The 16,715-nt window shown below is 59.3% G+C and carries 17 protein-coding genes; 12 read left to right on the plus strand and 5 right to left on the minus strand.

Translation table 11 applies throughout. The features are described from left to right. Window positions 1–89: 89 nt before the first annotated feature. The 8 genes from ACR0NJ_RS04980 (at window position 90) to ACR0NJ_RS05015 (ending at window position 9,278) form a co-directional block, all read left to right on the plus strand. Window positions 90–1,184 (plus strand): TRAP transporter substrate-binding protein, encoded by a 1,095-nt coding sequence (locus tag ACR0NJ_RS04980; RefSeq protein ID WP_480816027.1) that lies wholly within the window; start codon window positions 90–92, stop codon window positions 1,182–1,184. Between the two features lie 80 nt (window positions 1,185–1,264). Beyond that, a complete protein-coding gene (locus tag ACR0NJ_RS04985; RefSeq protein WP_480816028.1) occupies window positions 1,265–1,873 on the plus strand; it encodes a TRAP transporter small permease subunit in 609 nt (202 codons plus the stop codon). Continuing rightward, window positions 1,866–3,230, plus strand: coding sequence for a TRAP transporter large permease (locus ACR0NJ_RS04990; RefSeq protein WP_480816029.1), 1,365 nt, complete (start codon window positions 1,866–1,868; stop codon window positions 3,228–3,230). Before ACR0NJ_RS04985 ends, ACR0NJ_RS04990 begins: the two co-directional genes overlap by 8 nt. After that, the gene (locus tag ACR0NJ_RS04995) at window positions 3,227–4,570 is read left to right on the plus strand and encodes an amidase (RefSeq protein ID WP_480816030.1); all 1,344 of its coding nucleotides are present in this window, start codon (window positions 3,227–3,229) and stop codon (window positions 4,568–4,570) included. Before ACR0NJ_RS04990 ends, ACR0NJ_RS04995 begins: the two co-directional genes overlap by 4 nt. A gap of 17 nt (window positions 4,571–4,587) precedes the next feature. After that, on the plus strand, window positions 4,588–4,782 hold the full coding sequence (locus tag ACR0NJ_RS05000) for a hypothetical protein (protein WP_480816031.1): 195 nt from the start codon (window positions 4,588–4,590) through the stop codon (window positions 4,780–4,782). Window positions 4,783–4,786: 4 nt separating this feature from the next. Next, window positions 4,787–5,749 (plus strand): 2-hydroxyacid dehydrogenase, encoded by a 963-nt coding sequence (locus ACR0NJ_RS05005; protein WP_480816032.1) that lies wholly within the window; start codon window positions 4,787–4,789, stop codon window positions 5,747–5,749. A 12-nt stretch (window positions 5,750–5,761) separates the two neighbouring features. Continuing rightward, window positions 5,762–6,634 (plus strand): NAD(P)-dependent oxidoreductase, encoded by an 873-nt coding sequence (locus ACR0NJ_RS05010; RefSeq protein ID WP_480816033.1) that lies wholly within the window; start codon window positions 5,762–5,764, stop codon window positions 6,632–6,634. A gap of 142 nt (window positions 6,635–6,776) precedes the next feature. Next, window positions 6,777–9,278, plus strand: a complete 2,502-nt coding sequence (locus tag ACR0NJ_RS05015) for a cation:proton antiporter (protein ID WP_480816034.1) — start codon at window positions 6,777–6,779, stop codon at window positions 9,276–9,278. A 22-nt stretch (window positions 9,279–9,300) separates the two neighbouring features. On the opposite strand, the gene ACR0NJ_RS05020 is transcribed toward ACR0NJ_RS05015, so the two are convergent. The 5 genes from ACR0NJ_RS05020 to ACR0NJ_RS05040 are packed head-to-tail and all read right to left on the minus strand — an operon-like array spanning window position 9,301 to window position 12,596. Next, on the minus strand, window positions 9,301–10,707 hold the full coding sequence (locus tag ACR0NJ_RS05020; protein ID WP_480816035.1) for a DUF4384 domain-containing protein: 1,407 nt from the start codon (window positions 10,705–10,707) through the stop codon (window positions 9,301–9,303). Beyond that, window positions 10,704–11,114: an ExbD/TolR family protein gene (locus ACR0NJ_RS05025; protein WP_480816036.1), complete on the minus strand. Its 411-nt coding sequence runs from the start codon at window positions 11,112–11,114 to the stop codon at window positions 10,704–10,706. Before ACR0NJ_RS05025 ends, ACR0NJ_RS05020 begins: the two co-directional genes overlap by 4 nt. Further along, window positions 11,111–11,545, minus strand: coding sequence for an ExbD/TolR family protein (locus tag ACR0NJ_RS05030; RefSeq protein ID WP_480816037.1), 435 nt, complete (start codon window positions 11,543–11,545; stop codon window positions 11,111–11,113). The genes ACR0NJ_RS05025 and ACR0NJ_RS05030 overlap by 4 nt, the downstream gene beginning before the upstream one ends. Window positions 11,546–11,555: 10 nt before the next feature. Beyond that, a complete protein-coding gene (locus tag ACR0NJ_RS05035) occupies window positions 11,556–12,176 on the minus strand; it encodes a MotA/TolQ/ExbB proton channel family protein (protein WP_480816038.1) in 621 nt (206 codons plus the stop codon). A gap of 3 nt (window positions 12,177–12,179) precedes the next feature. Further along, window positions 12,180–12,596: a hypothetical protein gene (locus ACR0NJ_RS05040; protein WP_480816039.1), complete on the minus strand. Its 417-nt coding sequence runs from the start codon at window positions 12,594–12,596 to the stop codon at window positions 12,180–12,182. A 392-nt stretch (window positions 12,597–12,988) separates the two neighbouring features. Between ACR0NJ_RS05040 and tssA the strand changes: the two genes are divergently transcribed. The 4 genes from tssA (at window position 12,989) to ACR0NJ_RS05060 (ending at window position 16,692) form a co-directional block, all read left to right on the plus strand. Next, window positions 12,989–14,020 carry a type VI secretion system protein TssA gene (gene tssA / locus ACR0NJ_RS05045; RefSeq protein WP_480816040.1) on the plus strand — a complete coding sequence of 344 codons (1,032 nt, stop codon included), beginning with the start codon at window positions 12,989–12,991 and terminating at the stop codon, window positions 14,018–14,020. Between the two features lie 68 nt (window positions 14,021–14,088). Next, a complete protein-coding gene (gene tssB, locus ACR0NJ_RS05050) occupies window positions 14,089–14,604 on the plus strand; it encodes a type VI secretion system contractile sheath small subunit (protein WP_039526464.1) in 516 nt (171 codons plus the stop codon). Between the two features lie 3 nt (window positions 14,605–14,607). Further along, window positions 14,608–16,104, plus strand: a complete 1,497-nt coding sequence (tssC, locus tag ACR0NJ_RS05055) for a type VI secretion system contractile sheath large subunit (protein WP_480816041.1) — start codon at window positions 14,608–14,610, stop codon at window positions 16,102–16,104. Between the two features lie 93 nt (window positions 16,105–16,197). Next, window positions 16,198–16,692: an Hcp family type VI secretion system effector gene (locus tag ACR0NJ_RS05060; protein ID WP_480611699.1), complete on the plus strand. Its 495-nt coding sequence runs from the start codon at window positions 16,198–16,200 to the stop codon at window positions 16,690–16,692. The last annotated feature ends 23 nt before the right edge of the window (window positions 16,693–16,715 follow it).

Consider the following 16,715-nt stretch of genomic DNA (forward strand, 5'->3'; position numbering starts at 1 on the left):
TCTGGCTTATCGTTATCCGCATCCGCTGCAGGGCGGATTGGTGCCCGTGCCGAAAACAAAGAGGCGAGGGGCCAGTCAAGGGAGGAAACATGACAAAATCTTTGAACCGCAGAAGCTTTCTGCGTGGCTCGGCTGTTGTGGGCGCTGGTGCGCTTGCTGCGCCCGCTGTCCATGCCGATGAAGGAGTCAATTTCAAGATGCAGGCCGCCTGGGGAGGCGGCATCTTTCTTGAAAACGCGCAGGCCTATGTAAACCGCGTCAACGAGATGTCCGGCGGCAAGCTGACGATTGAACTGTTGCCCGTGAACTCGGTGGTCAAAACAAGCCAGATGCAGGACGCGGTTCACCGCGGCGTTCTGGATGCGGCGCACTACGTCCCGGCCTATTGGTATTCGAAATCCAAAACAGCCTCGCTGTTCGGCACCGGCCCGTGCTTCGGGTGGTCCAGTCAGGAAGTTCTGGGCTGGGTGAACTATGGCGGCGGCCAGGAATTGTTCGACGAACTGATGGGCATTCTTGGCCTGAACGTTGTGTCGTTCTTCAACTCGCCGATGCCGGCGCAGCCGCTTGGCTGGTTCAAGGAAGAGATCACGACTGCGGATCAGATGAACGGCCTCAAGTACCGCACCGTTGGTCTGGCAGCCGACGTTCTGCTAGAGATGGGCATGTCCGTTGTGCAGTTGCCGGGCGGCGAAATTCAGCCCGCGATGAAATCCGGCCTGATCGATGCGGCGGAATTCAACAACCCGACCTCGGACCGTGACTTCGGTATGCAGGACGTGTCCAAGCACTACCACCTGGCCTCGTTCCATCAGAGCCAGGAATTCTTCGAAGTCACCTTTAACAAGGACAAGTATAACGCGCTCGCACCCGAGCTTCAGGCGATCCTGAAATACGCGTCCGAGGCCGAGAATTCCAATTTCTATTGGAACAACACCAAGCGCTATGCGGATGACCTTGTGAAGCTGGCCAACGAGCAGGGCGTCAACGTGTACCGCACACCTGACAGCGTGATGCAGGCGCAGTTGAACGCGTGGGATGTTGTGGTTGAGCGGATCGCGAACGAAGACCCGTTCTTTGCCAAAGTCATCGAAAGCCAGAAAGCTTATGCGCAGACGGTGATGAACTACCTCAACCTGAACCAGCCGGACTACAAGCTGGCATACAAGCACTATTTCGGCTGAGGCCTGAAACCTTCCGAAAACGGGATGTCGCGCGGCGCGCGGCATCCTGAACTGTGGGCAGAACAGGCGGGGAATTCACCTTGATCAAGACAATCCACGCCATCGAAGGGCTAAGCCAATGGGTCGGCAAAGCCTTCGGATGGTGCATCCTCATTCTGACACTTTCGGTGTCTTACGAAGTGTTCGTCCGCTACGTGCTGAACAAACCCACCGTCTGGGCATTCGACATGATGGTCCAGATGTACGGCGCGCTGTTCCTGATGGCCGGGGCTTACGCGCTGGCCCAAGACGCGCATGTGCGCGGCGATGTTCTGTACCGGTTGTTCTCGGTCCGCTGGCAGGCGCGCGTCGATTTCATCCTGTACATCCTCTTCTTCTTTCCCGGCATGTTTGCGCTGTTCTGGTACGGTTGGGAAATCGCCAAAGACAGCTGGCGCTATGAAGAGGTCAGCTGGAATAGCCCGGCCCGCATTCAGATTTACTTCTTCAAAACCCTGATCCCCGTCGCCGGGTTCTTGCTGATGCTGCAGGGCCTTGCCGAAATGGCGCGCTGCTGGCTGGCGATGAAGAACGGCGTCTGGCTCGACCGTCTGGACGACGTGCGCGAGACAGAAGACATGCTGATGGAGGCCAGCCTGGAACGTATCCATCCAACGGGCACCAAGGACGGAGGGCGCAACGATGACTGATCCTCAGGTCGCCATCATGATGCTCAGCCTGTTTATTGTGCTGGTGCTTCTGGGCTTTCCGATTGCGTTCACGCTGTTGGCGATGGGCGTCGGCTTTGGCTACTATGCCTATTACCAGTCCGCACCGGAAAGCATCGCGGACATCTTCAACAACAACATCTTCTACCTGCTGAACCAGAACACCTATTCGGTGATGGAGAATGACACGCTTGTCGCCATCCCGTTATTCCTGTTCATGGGCTATGTGGTGGAAAGGGCGAATATCGTCGATCGCCTGTTCTTCTCGCTTTACATGGCGGCGCGGAACCTGCCGGGGTCTCTGGCCATTGCGGCGCTGCTGACCTGCGCGGTGTTCTCGACAGCGTCCGGAATCGTGGGCGCGGTGGTCACGCTGATGGGGCTGCTGGCCTATCCGGCGATGGCTAATGCAGGGTATCAGCGCAGCTTTGCCTCGGGCGTGATCTGCGCTGGCGGGACTTTGGGCATTCTCATCCCGCCGTCGATCATGCTGATCGTCTATGCCGCGATTGCCGAGCTATCGCCCCTGCGCCTCTATGCGGCGGCGGTGTTTCCGGGCCTGTTGCTGGCCGGTCTTTACATCGTCTACGTGATGATTCGCGTGTGGATAAACCCGTCTCTGGCACCAAAACCACAAGAGGATGACATCCCTCCCAAGCGACAGATTTACCTCGATCTGCTGGTGTCCTTTGTACCTTTGACCGTGCTGATCATGCTGGTTCTGGGTTCAATCCTTGGAGGATTGGCAACCCCGGCCGAGGCGGCGGCAATGGGCGCGTTGGGCGGTCTGGTTCTGGCGGTGCTCTATCGCTCGCTGACATGGGACAAGGTCAAGCAAAGCGTCTTTCTGACGGCCAAGGCCACGGCCATGGTGTGCTGGTTGTTCGTCGGCTCATGGACCTTTGCATCGATCTTCTCATATCTCGGCGGGCATGACGTGATCGAGCATTGGGTGGTAGGCATGAATCTGCAGCCCTGGCAGTTCCTGGTACTGGCGCAGTTGATCATCTTCCTGCTGGGATGGCCGTTGGAATGGTCCGAGATTCTGATCATCTTCGTGCCGATCTTCCTGCCGATGTTGGATACATTTGGTGTGAACCCGTATTTCTTCGCGATGCTGGTGGCGCTGAACCTGCAGACCTCGTTCCTGACGCCACCCATGGCGATGTCGGCCTATTACCTTAAGGGTGTGTTGAAAAATCAGATCCAGTTGATGGAGATTTTCAAAGGTCTGATGCCGTACCTCGCCATCGTGATCCTGTGCATGGTGCTGATGTACCAGTTCCCGGGCATTGCGCTGTGGCTGCCGGATTACCTGTTCGGTGTGTGGGTGCCATGACGAAACACGATCTGTCCCTGTTCTCAGCGGTTCAATCCGCCGAGGCCATTCGTGAAGGGCGCATCACATCCGAGGCGCTGGTCGAGGCCTGCCTGAAGCGGATCGAGGAAACTGAGGCCACGGTCAAGGCATGGGCCTATCTGGACGCAGGCGTCGCGCTGGATCAGGCGCGGGAACTGGACCGCATCCGAAAGGCGGGACGCGCGACAGGGATGCTGCATGGTGTACCGGTTGGCCTGAAAGATATCGTGGACACGAAAGACATGCCCACGCAACGCGGCACGCCCATCTTCGCAGGCCGCCAGCCCGAAGCGGACGCGCGGATCGTTGAACATCTGCGCGAGGCAGGCGCGGTCATCATGGGCAAGACCAAGACCACGGAATTCGCCTTCATGCACCCGACGGACACCACCAATCCGTTTGATCCGACCCGAACACCGGGCGGGTCCTCCAGCGGTTCGGCGGCGGCGGTGGCGGCACGGCATGTGCCTTTGGCGATTGGGACCCAGACGGGTGGGTCGGTGATCCGCCCGGCCTCGTTCTGCGGTGTCTACGGCTTCAAACCCACTCGTGGAACCATTTCACGCAGCGGAGTGTTCCGGACATCAGTGTCACTGGATCACATCGGTGGCTTTGCCAACTCGCTGGAAGACGTCGCGCTGCTGACCGACGCGGTGTCTGGCTACGACCAAACCGACCCGGTGAGTTTTGCAAGGCCTCGTGCGCACATGCTGGATGGCGCCCGCGCCGAGGCTCCGGTTGAGCCCAACATCGCGTGGCTGGATTTCCCGTTTCATGACCGTCTGGACCCGGACACTGTGGAAGGAACAAATGCCGTGATCGACGGTTTGGGAGGACGGGTCGAGCGGTTTTCGGCCTCGCCGCAACTGGCCGATCTGATCAATGTACACAAAACGATCTACGACTACGAAATCCGTCAGAACATGACCGGGATTTCGAAAGATCATGGGGCCGACCTAAGCATCGAAATGCAATCTGCGATCAGTCGCGGGGCCGAGATCAGCGAAGCGCAGTATCAGGACGCTTTAGCAGTGATGGTCTCGGCGCAAAGCTTTTTCACTGAATATTTCAATGAGTTTGACGCCATTCTCGCCCCGTCAGCCACAGGTGAGGCTCCGTCACTAGACGCCGGGCACACCGGCGACTCGGTCTTTTGCCTGACCTGGACATTGGCAGGGCTTCCGTGCGTCACGTTGCCTTTGCTGGTTGGGGGTAACGACCTGCCGGTTGGCGTGCAACTGATCGGCGCGGTGGAAGAAGATGGTCGCCTGCTGCGTACTGCGTCGTGGGTTCAGCGCAGCCTTGGGGCGCAGGGTTAAGGAAAAAGGGGAAACACATGTCGCGATTGACCAACATCATCATGGGTATCATCGGCGTCGGCCTGATGACGATCTTCGTTCTGGGTCTTTCACACAGTATCTCGACCGGGTTCGCCGGGTTCTGGGGCGGCTTTCCGTTCATGTGCATCGCGTTCTTCGTGATCGCGCTTGCACTTTACAACTTCTGGGAAGACGCCATCAAAAAGGACTGATTTCATGAGCGACAAACCGGTCCTCTGGCTGCCGCGTCGGCTTTCTGACGCCACCATTGAACGCGCGCGCCGCGACTATGACGTGATCCTGAACGAGGCCGATACCCCGGGCACACCAGATCAGATTGTCGCAATGAGCGCGCAGGTCGATGCGATGATGCCCTGCCATTCCGAGCCGTTCTCGGCCGAAGTTGTGGCCCGCCTTGACCCGCGCCTGAAAATCGTTGCGAACCATTCCGTTGGCGTGGATCACTGCGACCTGCCTGCCTTAGCAGCCCGGGGGATCACGGTCACGAACACGCCTGACGTTCTGTCCGACGCAACAGCTGAACTGGCGATGCTGTTAATGCTGGGTGCGGCGCGCCATGCGGTTAGGGGCGATCGTTTGATGCGCAGCGGCACGTGGGACAGCTGGAGCCCGTCTTTCATGGTGGGCAAACAGGTTACAGGCGCCCGTCTTGGGATCATCGGAATGGGTCGCGTCGGTCGCGCCTTTGCGGCGAAAGCGCGTGGGTTCGACATGGAAATCCACTATTTTAACCGGACCCGCCTGTCGCCCGATCAGGAACAAGGCGCGGTTTATCATGAAAGCGTCGAAAGCCTGCTGCCAGTCGCCGATTTCCTGTCGCTTCATTGTCCGGCAACCCCCGAAACATTGGACCTGATGAACGCCGAACGGATTGCGGCGCTGCCCGACGGTGCGATATTGGTGAACTCCGCGCGTGGTGCGCTTGTGGATGAGGACGCGCTGTTGCGCGCGGTCGAAAGCGGGAAACTGGCGGCGGCGGGTCTCGATTGCTTCAAGACCGAGCCGGGTGGTAATCCCGGATTTGCGGCCCACGAAAATATCTTCATGCTGCCGCATATCGGCAGCGCCACGACCCGGACTCGCGACGCGATGGGCTTTCGAGCGTTGGACAACCTGGATGCATTCTTCGCCGGGCAAACCCCGCGAGATCTTTTGTAGAAGGAAATTAGAATGGCAAAACTTGCATTTCTTGGCCTTGGCGTCATGGGGTATCCGATGGCGGGCCACCTTCAGGCCGCGGGCCATGATGTGACGGTATATAATCGCACCTCGGCCAAAGCCGACGCTTGGGTTGCCGAGCATGGTGGCAGCATGGGCGTCACTCCGCGAGAAGCCGCCGACGGCGCAGACTTCGTGATGACCTGCGTTGGCAATGACGACGATCTGCGCAGCGTCTGCTCCGGGCCGGATGGCGCTTTTGCCGGTATGTCGGCGGGGGCCACGCTGGTAGACCACACGACCGTATCGGCAAAGGTCACGCGTGAGTTGTTTGAAGCTGCCAAAGAACAGGACCTCGCCTTTGTTGATGCCCCTATTTCGGGAGGTCAGGCCGGGGCGGAAAACGCTGTTCTTTCAATCATGTGCGGTGGTGAACAGGCCGCGTATGACGCTGCTGAACCGATCATGCAGGTCTATTCGAAAATCTGCCGCCGGATCGGGGACAGCGGCGCGGGTCAGATGACCAAGATGTGTAACCAGATCGCCATCGCCGGGCTGGTGCAAGGCCTCAGCGAAGCGCTGCATTTTGCCGAGAAGGCGGGTCTGGATGGCCGCTCGGTCGTCGAGGTGATCAGTCAGGGGGCCGCCGGTAGCTGGCAGATGGCGAACCGTTACGAAACTATGCTGGACGATCATTTCGATCACGGTTTCGCGGTGGATTGGATGCGCAAGGATCTGGGGATTTGCCTGAACACCGCGAATGAAACCGGGGCCAGCCTGCCGGTCACGGCGCTGGTTGATCAGTTCTACAAGGACGTTCAGAAGCTGGGCGGCGGGCGGTGGGATACCTCCTCGCTGCTCAAACGCCTGCGCGCTGGGGGTTGAGCGCCAGCCGCACCCAAAAAAACACCGCACCGGGCGCGGCTTCGTTGTCGCGTCCTGTTTACTTGGCAACTGGTGGCAATTTTGCTGCCGGGCTGCGAGACTGTCCGTGCGTCTCTCGTAAAGCTGAGGCTATAACAGCGGCATGGATATTGTTCTTGTAACCACAGTTGTTGCATCACTTTTTGTGGTCATAGGGCTGGCCGAACCGGTCGCCGCGCGCCTGCGTTTTCCCTACAGCGTCGTGCTTGCGGTTCTGGGAATCGTGATCGGGGCCGCCGCGACCTTTTTCCTGCGAACCGACCTGACCGAGGTGATGAACCCGGTGGCCGAAGCCATCCTCGGCTTCCCAATCCGCGCAAATGTGTTCCTGTACCTGTTCCTGCCCACGCTGCTGTTTCAGGCGACATTGGGCATGAACCTGCGGCGTATGCTGGACGACTGGGTGCCGATCTTTGTGCTGGCTATCGTCGCCGTGTTTGTTGCGACATTCACTGTTGGTTTTGCCCTGTCTGCCGTGAGTTCGCTGCCGTTGATGGCCTGCCTTCTTCTGGGTGCGATTATTTCAACAACCGACCCCTCGGCCGTTGTCAGCATCTTCCGCTCAATCGCCGCACCGCAAAGATTGTCGCGTATCATCGAAGGGGAGAGCCTGCTAAACGATGCCGCCGCCATTGCCCTATTCGGGCTGTTTGTCGGGTTCGTGATGGTCGGCGCGCCGGACCCCCAGCCGCAGGATGCCCTTGTTCAGTTTCCGTTGCTTTTGCTGGGCGGGGCCGTCACGGGTTGGTTTCTGGCCCGCGCCAGCCTGTGGCTTATGTCCCTGATCGAAGGCTTTGAACTGGCGCAGGTTTCTATCTCGCTTGCGCTGCCTTATCTGGCCTATGTCATCGCCGAACAAAGCATCGGCGCATCGGGTGTGATTGCCGTTGTAGTGGCCGGGATCACCCTGAACCTGTCAGCGCCTGGCCGCCTGACCCCACAAGCCTGGAGCCGCCTTTCAGATGTCTGGGGCGTGCTGGCTCATTGGGCCGGGGCGCTGATCTTTGTACTCGCGGCGCTTTTGATCCCGAAACTGCTCAGCGGCGTGAGATGGACGGATTTCGGGTTGATCCTGGTGGTTACACTTGCCGCTTTTTTCGCCCGGGCCGTCATTCTGTTCGGTTTTCTGCCCTTCCTGACTTTGATACGGGTTTCTCCATCCGTGGACCGCCCGTTTCGCTATGCAATCCTCTGGGGTGGTATGCGTGGGGCGGTGACGCTGGCTCTGGCGCTGGCGGTTACGGAGAACGCCCAGATTCCCGCGGAAACGCAAAGAGCGGTGGGTATCCTGGCAACCGGGTTCACCTTGTTCACGTTGCTGGTTCAGGGACCGACCTTGCGCCCGGTCATCCGTCGCCTGGGGCTCGACGCGCTTTCGACGCTGGATGAGGCGCTGTCGCAGCAGGTCGTTGCCGTTTCGCTGCAGACCGTGCGCGAGGACGTCAGGAACATGACGGCGAGCTATGAACTGAACCCCGATATCATCCGGTCCGAGGCCGTCCGGTTCGGACAAAGGCTCGATACGGCCGTGCATTCGGCCGAAGCCCGTCGGGACATTCTGGACAGAGATCGCGTGACCCTTGGTCTGATCGCGCTGGCCGGGGCCGAGCGGAACTTTGTCCTTAGTCATATGCGCGACAGATCGCTGTCAACGCGGCTGGCAGACCGGGCGCTGTTGGATATTGACCGGCTTATTGAAGGGACCCGGTTGCAGGGACGCACGGGGTATTTGCGTGCTGCGCGGCGCACCGTCGCCTATGGTCGGTTGTTTCGGGTCGCGGCGTTTCTGAACGACAGGCTGCGTTTGCGCCGCCCCCTTGCCCGCATGACCGCGCATCGGTTCGAGGTGCTGCTGGCGCAACGGCTGGTGCTGCGTGACGTGTACCGGTTCGCCGACCAGCGCATCCGCCGCATCCACGGGCGGCGGGTCGCCGAGATTCTGAGGGAACTCATCGACCGACGGGCTGAGTTTGTGGATACCGCCTTGGACGGCCTTCAACTGCAGTATCCCGGCTTCGCGGACGAGGTGCAGCGCCGCTTCATTCGTCGCATCGCCTTGCGCCTGGAAGAGCGGGAATATACTGAACTGTACGACGAAGGCTTCATCAGCGCCGAGCTCTACTCCGTGCTCCTGCATGACGTCAGTGAGAAACGCATCGAAGCGGAAAAACGCCCGATGATTGATGTGGCTCCCCGCGCGACCGAGCTTGTCCGGCGTTTGCCTGTGTTCTCGGATCTGGACCGGGGTGGTCTGCGCCGTCTCGCACGCGCCTTGAAAACCCGTTATGCGGAAGCCGGGGAGCGGATCATCCAGAAAGACGCACCGGCCCGAAGCGTTTACTTTATCGCCTCGGGCGCGGTCGAGCTTGAGATGGCCGGGCAAAGCTGGCGTCTGGGGCGAGGCGATATTTTCGGGCAAACAGAATTGCTGTTGCGCCAAAGACGCCGGGCCTCGGTCCGGGCCATTGCGCCGACCACGCTGCTGGTCCTGGATGAGGAGAGGTTCCGCCGGCTGATCCAGCGCAGTAAATCCCTGCGTAAGGCCGTGATGGCGAGTGCTGCAAATCAGGGCGTCGATCTGGGGCAACTCCTGGACCCAGAGTAGATTTTGGTCGTCTAAGGGCCCGTTACTTCTCGGCGGTCGTGATAAAGAAGTAAACCCACTCGCCCTTGAAGTCCGGGTTCTCGGCTCGTGCGGCTGAGATGCGGGATTTGAGGAAGCTGAGATAGGTCTCGGCAGGTTCGATCAGTGGGCGGTCGCCTTGGTACAAAGGCTCCGAGGCCGCAAAGGCGACGGCGATTTCCTGACCATAAGGCGGCCCGATCGTGATGTAGAGGCCGGGATCGCCCGGTGCCGCCGCCCCAACCCGCAACGCCGCTTTCGCCGGGGTTAGGTCCAGCGGTGTCGAGGCGTTCGGGCTGAGGTGGATCACCTGACCCTCGGCATCGAAATAGTCGACATAAACATAGGCGTCATAATCCGCGCCGCTCAGGTCCAGAACCAGTTGCTGGCCCCGCGTGTAGCGAAACTCGCGGGCGTGCACGTCTTCGCCGATCAGCAGAGGGTTGGTGATCTGATCGGTCGATTGCGGCAACCCCACATCCGCGATCCCGCTCAGCGCTCCGCATTGCGGGCGGGGCAGGATCAACAGGTTGTCGGCGATCCGGATGTTTTCACCCATTTGCGCCTGAAGGGCATTCAGGGTGGGCGTGCGCAAGCCGTCCTCGGGGATATGTCCGATCAATTCCAGCGTATTGGTTTCCGGCTGAAACTGAACCTGCAGGCGAGAGCAGGGGATTTGCGAGAGCAAACCATCGATCCCGTCTCGCAAATCCTGCGCGCTTTGACCGGCATCCTCGGGTCGCATGAAGCTTTGAATGGCGGCCAGCGAAACCGGGTCGATGGGACCGTGGCCGGTGGTCGAAAACACCTCAGAGGCGCTGGCTTTGGGAATGTCGGGCAGGGTTTGGGTCAGCGCGACCGGTTGGGGTTGCAGGGGTTTGGCCCGGTCCGTCTCCGGGATCGCAAGCGCAACTGCCTGCGTCGGAGCCACCTGTGACGCAACCGAGTTTATCTGAAGGGCAGAGGAGGCGAGAAGTGTTGGTGAGGCGTCCATTGCCTGAATGGTCTGATGCACATCGGGGGCTTCTTTCAATTCGTCGGTTTCAGCGTCCAGCGGCTCAATGCTCTCCGAGTTTTGATCTACGGGGCTCAGCGGGTTGCTGCTCGGCTGCGACGTCGCAAGAACCTGTTGTGGTAGCTCAGAGGCAACTGCCGTCGATTGACGGACAACACCCTGATCCAGCCGCGCGCCCGTTGCATCTGCGGCGCGGGCTGTGTCTGTGTCGGGACGCGCCTCAACAGCCTGACTTTGCTTCACCTGATGGGCGGATAGCTGCATCCGCGTTTCCGGCACCGGTTGTTCGACCACCGGCTCCGGCTCGACGGTCCAGATCAGAAAGACAGCGGCCCCCAGATGCAGGGCCAGCGACCCGATCAGCCCTACGCCCCATATGAGTGGGCCACGGATCACCGCGCTGGTCCCGGAGGGGTCACGACCAGTACAACCTCGCGCGCGCCCAGTGCCTCGAATTGGGCAATCAGGGGTAGGATATTGCGCAAAACCGCGTCGCGATGGGCGTTGATCCGGATCAGGGTGTCGGGTTGGTTATCCAGGACCGATTGAACCTGCCGGGTGGCTTCATCTGGTGACAGTTCCAACCCATCCAACGCCATCGTTCCGTCCGCCCCAACGGAAAGGGTCAAACCCCCCGCAGGCATGTCTGCCCCGGTTTGTGCCGTCGGCGGGGTAACGTCAAAGGGGGCTGTTGCGTCCATACGGCCGATCAGCATGAAGAACACAAGAAGGAAGAACACCACGTCAATCAGGGCGATGATCGTCTCGGGGTGATGCCGGGGGGCCGGGCGGGAGATCCTCATGGGCGGGCCTCCAGCCGGACGACGCGCATGTTGGTGATCCCGGCGCTTGTGACCACATCCATGACGGATACCAGCGACTGCAACGCTGCGCTGCCGGTGGGCAGGATGACGACTTGCGTTGCAGGTTCCTGCGCCAAGCGGTCGGCCAGCAAAACCGCCAGATCGTCCGAGGTCATGGGTTGACCCTGATAATAGGGCGCGCCATCGGCACCGATGCGGATCAGCAGGGCACCGGATGATTGCTCACCCACCGAGCCCTGCGTCGGGGCAGGGCGGTCGGATGGGGCTAGCGCGGGGATCATGTCGAGGTTCAGATAGGTCGATGTGACCATAAAAAAGACCAGCAGAATCAGCATCACGTCAATCATCGGCACCAGCGAGATCATGGGCCGGGTCGGCTTACGTCTGCTCAGGCTTAGCTCGCTGGACATCGACGATTCCCTAATGCGCGCCGCGCTCTTCAATGACCATCAGACGGCCCACCGCGTTTTCGATCGACTGCGCGCCCGCTTCAGCGCGGCCCGACAAAAGCGAGGCCCCGATGGCGGCGGGGATGGCCACCAGCAGTCCGGCAGCGGTTGTCAGCAACGCCTGCCAGATACCGCCTGCAAGAACCGAGGCATTGGCCGCCCCCTGCGCCAGTTCAAGCTCCTGAAACGACTGGATCATCCCGGTCACGGTGCCGAGCAAGCCCAGCAAGGGTGAGATCATGGCAATCAGTTCCAGGACACGAATCCAGGTGCTCATCGCGGCGAATTCCAGATTGCCGCGCCTTGTGAGTTCAGCCATCAGTGCGGGCCCTTTGAACCCATCGATCAACGCCTGCATCGCATAGGCACAAACCCGGTCTGCCGGGGATTTGCCTGCCGCCACCGCAGCCTGAGCAGACTGGCGGTCGCCGCCCGCCCATTTGACAAAGGCTGCATCCCGTTCGGACCCGCCAGAGCGAACCGAGGCGAGTTGAATGGTTTTGACCACGATCAGCGTCAGCGACAGCACGGACAGCAGCGCCAAAACGGCGATGATTGGGCCGCCGGTGCCCAGATTTTCCAAACCCGGCATGGCTTACTGCGCCAGACCAGCTGAGGTTTTGCTGTCCAGCACCAGCAGCGGGAAGCAATCCAATGGTTCGGCATTCTGCGGTTTGCAGGCGGGCAGATCGTGCAGCAGCACCTCGGAGATATCAGCGCACTCGATCTCGGGGATTTCGAAAAGCTTCAGCACGGTGCGCTGGACGGGCAGGGGAGCGGCGTCGATGGACAACAGCCGATCGATCACGCCGTTGGTGTCGAGGATCGCCAGCGACATCTCAAACTCTTCGAAACTGTTGCCGGTTTGGTTGCGAAACAGAAAAAACGCGCGGCAACCGCCCGACTCTCCGGCTTCGAACTTGTTCAATTCGATCGACAGCTTGCCCTCGTCCGCCTGCGCGATCACCGCTGACAAGGCCAGTGCCATCGCCCCAAAAATGCCTGTTTTCATGCGTCGTCCCCTGTTTACGATTTTCGATTGCTTCGTGCTGGCCTTTGCGAAACGGCCCTGACGGGCTCGATTAGCTGCGATCATTGCAGCAACTTACCTCAAGCGCGAAGAAAAAAATCGGGTGATGTGCACGGCTTGTACCGCGCAGCCCGAGGTTATTCCGCCCCGCAGGTGTCGCTAGGGAACCTATGTCGTAAAAAAAACGCATTTATTGGGTTTGACTTTGCCCCGGGTATGCGGCTGATTCATCACACAGGCTGCGAAGAAGAAGCGATTTGTTTGCCAGTTCCGCGATCATGTGAAGTAATTCATACACGCGATCGTGAAAACTGCGCTAAGCGAAGCGACAAGAACAACAGACAGCCAACGGGCAACACGTTATTGGGGAGAACATGGATCTAACTTCTTATCTGGAACCCCGGGGTGAAGAACCCCCCAGCGGTGAAAATCTGGAGTATGATCCGGTCTTCACCGAGCTTGAGATTGCCGCTCAGCCCGGTGAAGAACGTCAGATGGGGGACGAGGTCGTCGCCGCCGAGGAACAGGACTGGCGCGACGTCGAAACCAAAGCGCTGGAGGTTATGGACAAAAGCCACGACCTGCGCGCCGCGATTTATCTGGCCGAGGCTGTTCTGCACACCAAGGGCCTACCTGCTTTCGCGACCTCCATTGGTTATGTGAAATCTCTGCTGGAAGAATTCTGGGACACCTGCCATCCCGAACTGGACGAAGATGACGGCGATGCGACCATGCGGATCAACGCGGTGCGTGGTCTGGCCTCATCCGACCGGATGGTACGCGCGCTGCGCCGCACCAGCCTGACCGACAGCCGCATGTTCGGCAGCATGACTCTGCGCCATCTGGACGTGGTCGATGGTCGGATCAACATGCCCGCCGATTTGGACGAGATTCCCGACGCCAACGGCGTCGCCGCCGCGTTCAAGGATACCGATGATGAGGTTCTGGCCGCCAATGCCGAAGCCGTCGCCTCGGCGATCGAGGATGTGGCTTCAGTCGACGCAGTTTTTTCGGACAAAACGCCGGGCGAGGGGCCCAATCTGGACCCGCTGACCGAGGCACTAAAAAGTATCAAACAGGCTCTGGCCCAATATGCAGATGTTGGTGAGATGCCGGTTGAAGACGCAAGCGAAGGAGCTGCGCCTGCCTCCGCTTCTGCCCCTGCGGCGGCTGCGCCGTCCGGCGGTGGTGCAATCAACTCGCCCGAGGATGTCACGATGATGCTGGATCGCATCATGGACTACTACGCTCGCTGCGAACCCTCCAGCCCGCTGCCGGTTCTGCTGGAACGGGCCAAGCGGCTTGTGAATGCCGATTTTCTGACGATTATCGAAGATATGGCGAAAGAAGGTTTGGATGAGGTGCGCCAGATCGGCGGGCTGAAATCCGACGATGACGATTACTGATCCGTTAACAACCAACCCCCGATAACGGATTGAAAACAAACACTGATGGATGAATCGAGGAGCATCAGATGGCTGACAGTTCACAAAAATTTATAGCCCGGAACAGGGCTCCGAGAGTTCAGATCGAATACGATGTCGAGCTTTATGGTGCCGAGAAAAAGGTCCAGTTGCCCTTTGTCATGGGCGTCATGAGCGATCTGGCCGGTAAATCCGAGGTCGAACAACCTGCAGTTGCCGACCGGAAGTTCCTGGAAATCGACGTCGACAATTTCGACGACCGGATGAAGTCAATGGCCCCCCGCGCCGCGTTCACTGTGCCCAACACCCTGACCGGCGAGGGCAATCTGGCCGTCGATATCACGTTCGAAAGCATGGACGATTTCAGCCCCGCCGCGATTGCCGCCAAGGTTGAGCCGCTCAAGGAATTGCTGGACGCGCGCACACAGTTGTCGAACCTGATGACATATATGGACGGCAAGACCGGCGCCGAAGACCTGATCTCAAAAATCATGCAGGACCCCAGCCTGCTCAAGACACTTGCAGCCCAGCCCAAACCGGGCGGTGACGCTGCCGAGGAGGAATAAAAGATGGCCGAAGAAGAAGCCCAAGTAGAAGCCGCCGAAGGCGCAACAGCGTTTGGATCGTCCGAGTTCGAAGCGCTACTGACGAAAGAGTTCCGCCCCAAATCGGATCAGGCCAAAACCGCCGTTGAAAGCGCGGTCAAAACGCTAGCCGAGCAGGCACTGGCCAATACCGGCCTGATTTCGGACGACGCGCTGCGTTCGATCGAAGGCATCATCGCCGAGATCGACAAGAAGCTGACCGAGCAGGTGAACCTGATCTTGCACCATGCCGATTTCCAGCAAATGGAAAGCGCGTGGCGCGGTCTGCATTATCTGGTGAACAACACCGAAACCGACGAGATGCTGAAAATCCGCGTGATGAACATCTCGAAGAAAGACATGCACAAGACCCTGCGCAAGTTCAAAGGCACCGCGTGGGATCAGTCGCCGATCTTCAAGAAGCTCTATGAAGAAGAGTTCGGCCAGTTCGGTGGTGAACCCTATGGCTCGCTGGTCGCCGACTATCACTTCGATCACAGCCCGCAGGATATCGAGCTGCTGGGCGAGATGTCCAAGATCGCCGCTGCAGCCCACGCGCCGCTGATCACCGGGGCCAAGCCCAGCCTGTTCCAGATGGACAGCTGGTCGGAACTGGCCAACCCGCGTGATTTGACCAAGATCTTCCAGACCCCGGAATATGCCGCATGGCGGTCTTTGCGCGAAAGCGAAGATTCCAAATATGTCGGTCTGGCGATGCCGCGGTTCCTGGGTCGTCTGCCTTATGGTTCCAAAACGGAACCGGTCGAAGAGTTTGCCTTTGAGGAAGACACCACCGGAGCCAACAGCGACAGCTATAGCTGGGTCAACGCGGCCTATGGCATGGCGGTGAACATCAACCGGTCCTTCAAGGAATACGGCTGGTGCTCGCGCATTCGCGGCGTGGAAAGCGGCGGTACGGTCGAAGGCCTGCCCGCGCATACATTCCCGACCGATGATGGCGGCGTGGACATGAAATGCCCGACCGAGATTGCGATCTCAGACCGGCGCGAGGCGGAACTGGCCAAAAACGGCATGATGCCCCTGATCCACCGCAAAAACAGCGATTCGGCAACGTTCATCGGCGCGCAGTCGTTGCACAAACCGGCCGAATATGACGACCCGGACGCAACCGCGAACGCCAATCTGGCGGCACGTCTGCCTTACCTGTTCGCCACCTGCCGCTTTGCGCATTACCTGAAATGCATGGTGCGAGACAAAGTCGGCTCGTTCAAAAGCCGTCAGGACATGGAATCCTGGCTGCAGGAATGGATCAACCAGTACGTGGATTTCAACGCCGATATCTCTGCCGAAGCCGAAAAGGCGCGCAAGCCGCTGGCCTCGGCCGAGGTGGTTGTCGAAGACGTTGAAGGGAACCCGGGATACTACACATCCAAGTTCTTCCTGCGTCCACATTACCAGCTCGAAGGCCTTTCGGTTTCGCTGCGTCTCGTATCGAAACTTCCGTCAGAAAAAGCCGGATAAATCGCGAAAAAATTGGGTGGCATGTGAAGCGTTTCACTGCCGCCCGGACGGGGCTCCCGTAAACCAAAGCTACACACACCAAAGGAACGGAAAATGGAAAACGTATTCATTAAAATGGACTTCCCTGGCGAGGCCCGGGAAAAAGGACACACGGACTGGATCGCCTGTAAAGAGATCAGCTGGAACGTGGAACGGACATTGGATATGGGCGACATGGGGACCACCCAGCGCGGATATGCCAATGCCAATTTCGGCAAGGTTGAACTGAGCACCGAGCTGAGCAAAGCATCGGCAAAACTGATGACCTATGTTGCGTCGGGCAAGGCCAATGCCGAGATGACCATCCACCTGTGCCGGTCGGGCGACGACGAAAAGAAAGGCATGGAGCCTTATCTGATCCTGACCCTGCGTGACGCCATCGTGGACAGCTATTCGGTGTCGGGCGGCGAAGAATCGATCCCGACTGAAAGCTGGACCGTTGCCTACCGCGGTATCTCGATCAAGTACAAGATTGCCGACTTCAAGACCGGCAAGCTCAGCGATTGCAACGAATTCAAGTGGAACCTGGAAACCGGCGACGTCAGCTAATTTCCGGTCCGAAAAAATGGCTC

Source organism: Ruegeria sp. F11, from assembly GCF_056533855.1.

Excerpts from the sequence above, each read along its gene's own strand:
- ACR0NJ_RS05015 (WP_480816034.1), top strand. The coding sequence starts at position 6,777 with ATGGATATTGTTCTTGTAACCACAGTTGTTGCATCACTTTTTGTGGTC.
- tssC (WP_480816041.1), top strand. The coding sequence starts at position 14,608 with ATGGCCGAAGAAGAAGCCCAAGTAGAAGCCGCCGAAGGCGCAACAGCG.
- ACR0NJ_RS05060 (WP_480611699.1), top strand. The coding sequence starts at position 16,198 with ATGGAAAACGTATTCATTAAAATGGACTTCCCTGGCGAGGCCCGGGAA.
- ACR0NJ_RS04990 (WP_480816029.1), top strand. The coding sequence starts at position 1,866 with ATGACTGATCCTCAGGTCGCCATCATGATGCTCAGCCTGTTTATTGTG.
- ACR0NJ_RS04995 (WP_480816030.1), top strand. The coding sequence starts at position 3,227 with ATGACGAAACACGATCTGTCCCTGTTCTCAGCGGTTCAATCCGCCGAG.
- tssA (WP_480816040.1), top strand. The coding sequence starts at position 12,989 with ATGGATCTAACTTCTTATCTGGAACCCCGGGGTGAAGAACCCCCCAGC.
- ACR0NJ_RS05010 (WP_480816033.1), top strand. The coding sequence starts at position 5,762 with ATGGCAAAACTTGCATTTCTTGGCCTTGGCGTCATGGGGTATCCGATG.
- ACR0NJ_RS05035 (WP_480816038.1), bottom strand. The coding sequence starts at position 12,176 with ATGCCGGGTTTGGAAAATCTGGGCACCGGCGGCCCAATCATCGCCGTT.
- ACR0NJ_RS05040 (WP_480816039.1), bottom strand. The coding sequence starts at position 12,596 with ATGAAAACAGGCATTTTTGGGGCGATGGCACTGGCCTTGTCAGCGGTG.
- ACR0NJ_RS05030 (WP_480816037.1), bottom strand. The coding sequence starts at position 11,545 with ATGTCCAGCGAGCTAAGCCTGAGCAGACGTAAGCCGACCCGGCCCATG.
- ACR0NJ_RS05025 (WP_480816036.1), bottom strand. The coding sequence starts at position 11,114 with ATGAGGATCTCCCGCCCGGCCCCCCGGCATCACCCCGAGACGATCATC.
- ACR0NJ_RS04980 (WP_480816027.1), top strand. The coding sequence starts at position 90 with ATGACAAAATCTTTGAACCGCAGAAGCTTTCTGCGTGGCTCGGCTGTT.
- ACR0NJ_RS05000 (WP_480816031.1), top strand. The coding sequence starts at position 4,588 with ATGTCGCGATTGACCAACATCATCATGGGTATCATCGGCGTCGGCCTG.
- ACR0NJ_RS05005 (WP_480816032.1), top strand. The coding sequence starts at position 4,787 with ATGAGCGACAAACCGGTCCTCTGGCTGCCGCGTCGGCTTTCTGACGCC.
- tssB (WP_039526464.1), top strand. The coding sequence starts at position 14,089 with ATGGCTGACAGTTCACAAAAATTTATAGCCCGGAACAGGGCTCCGAGA.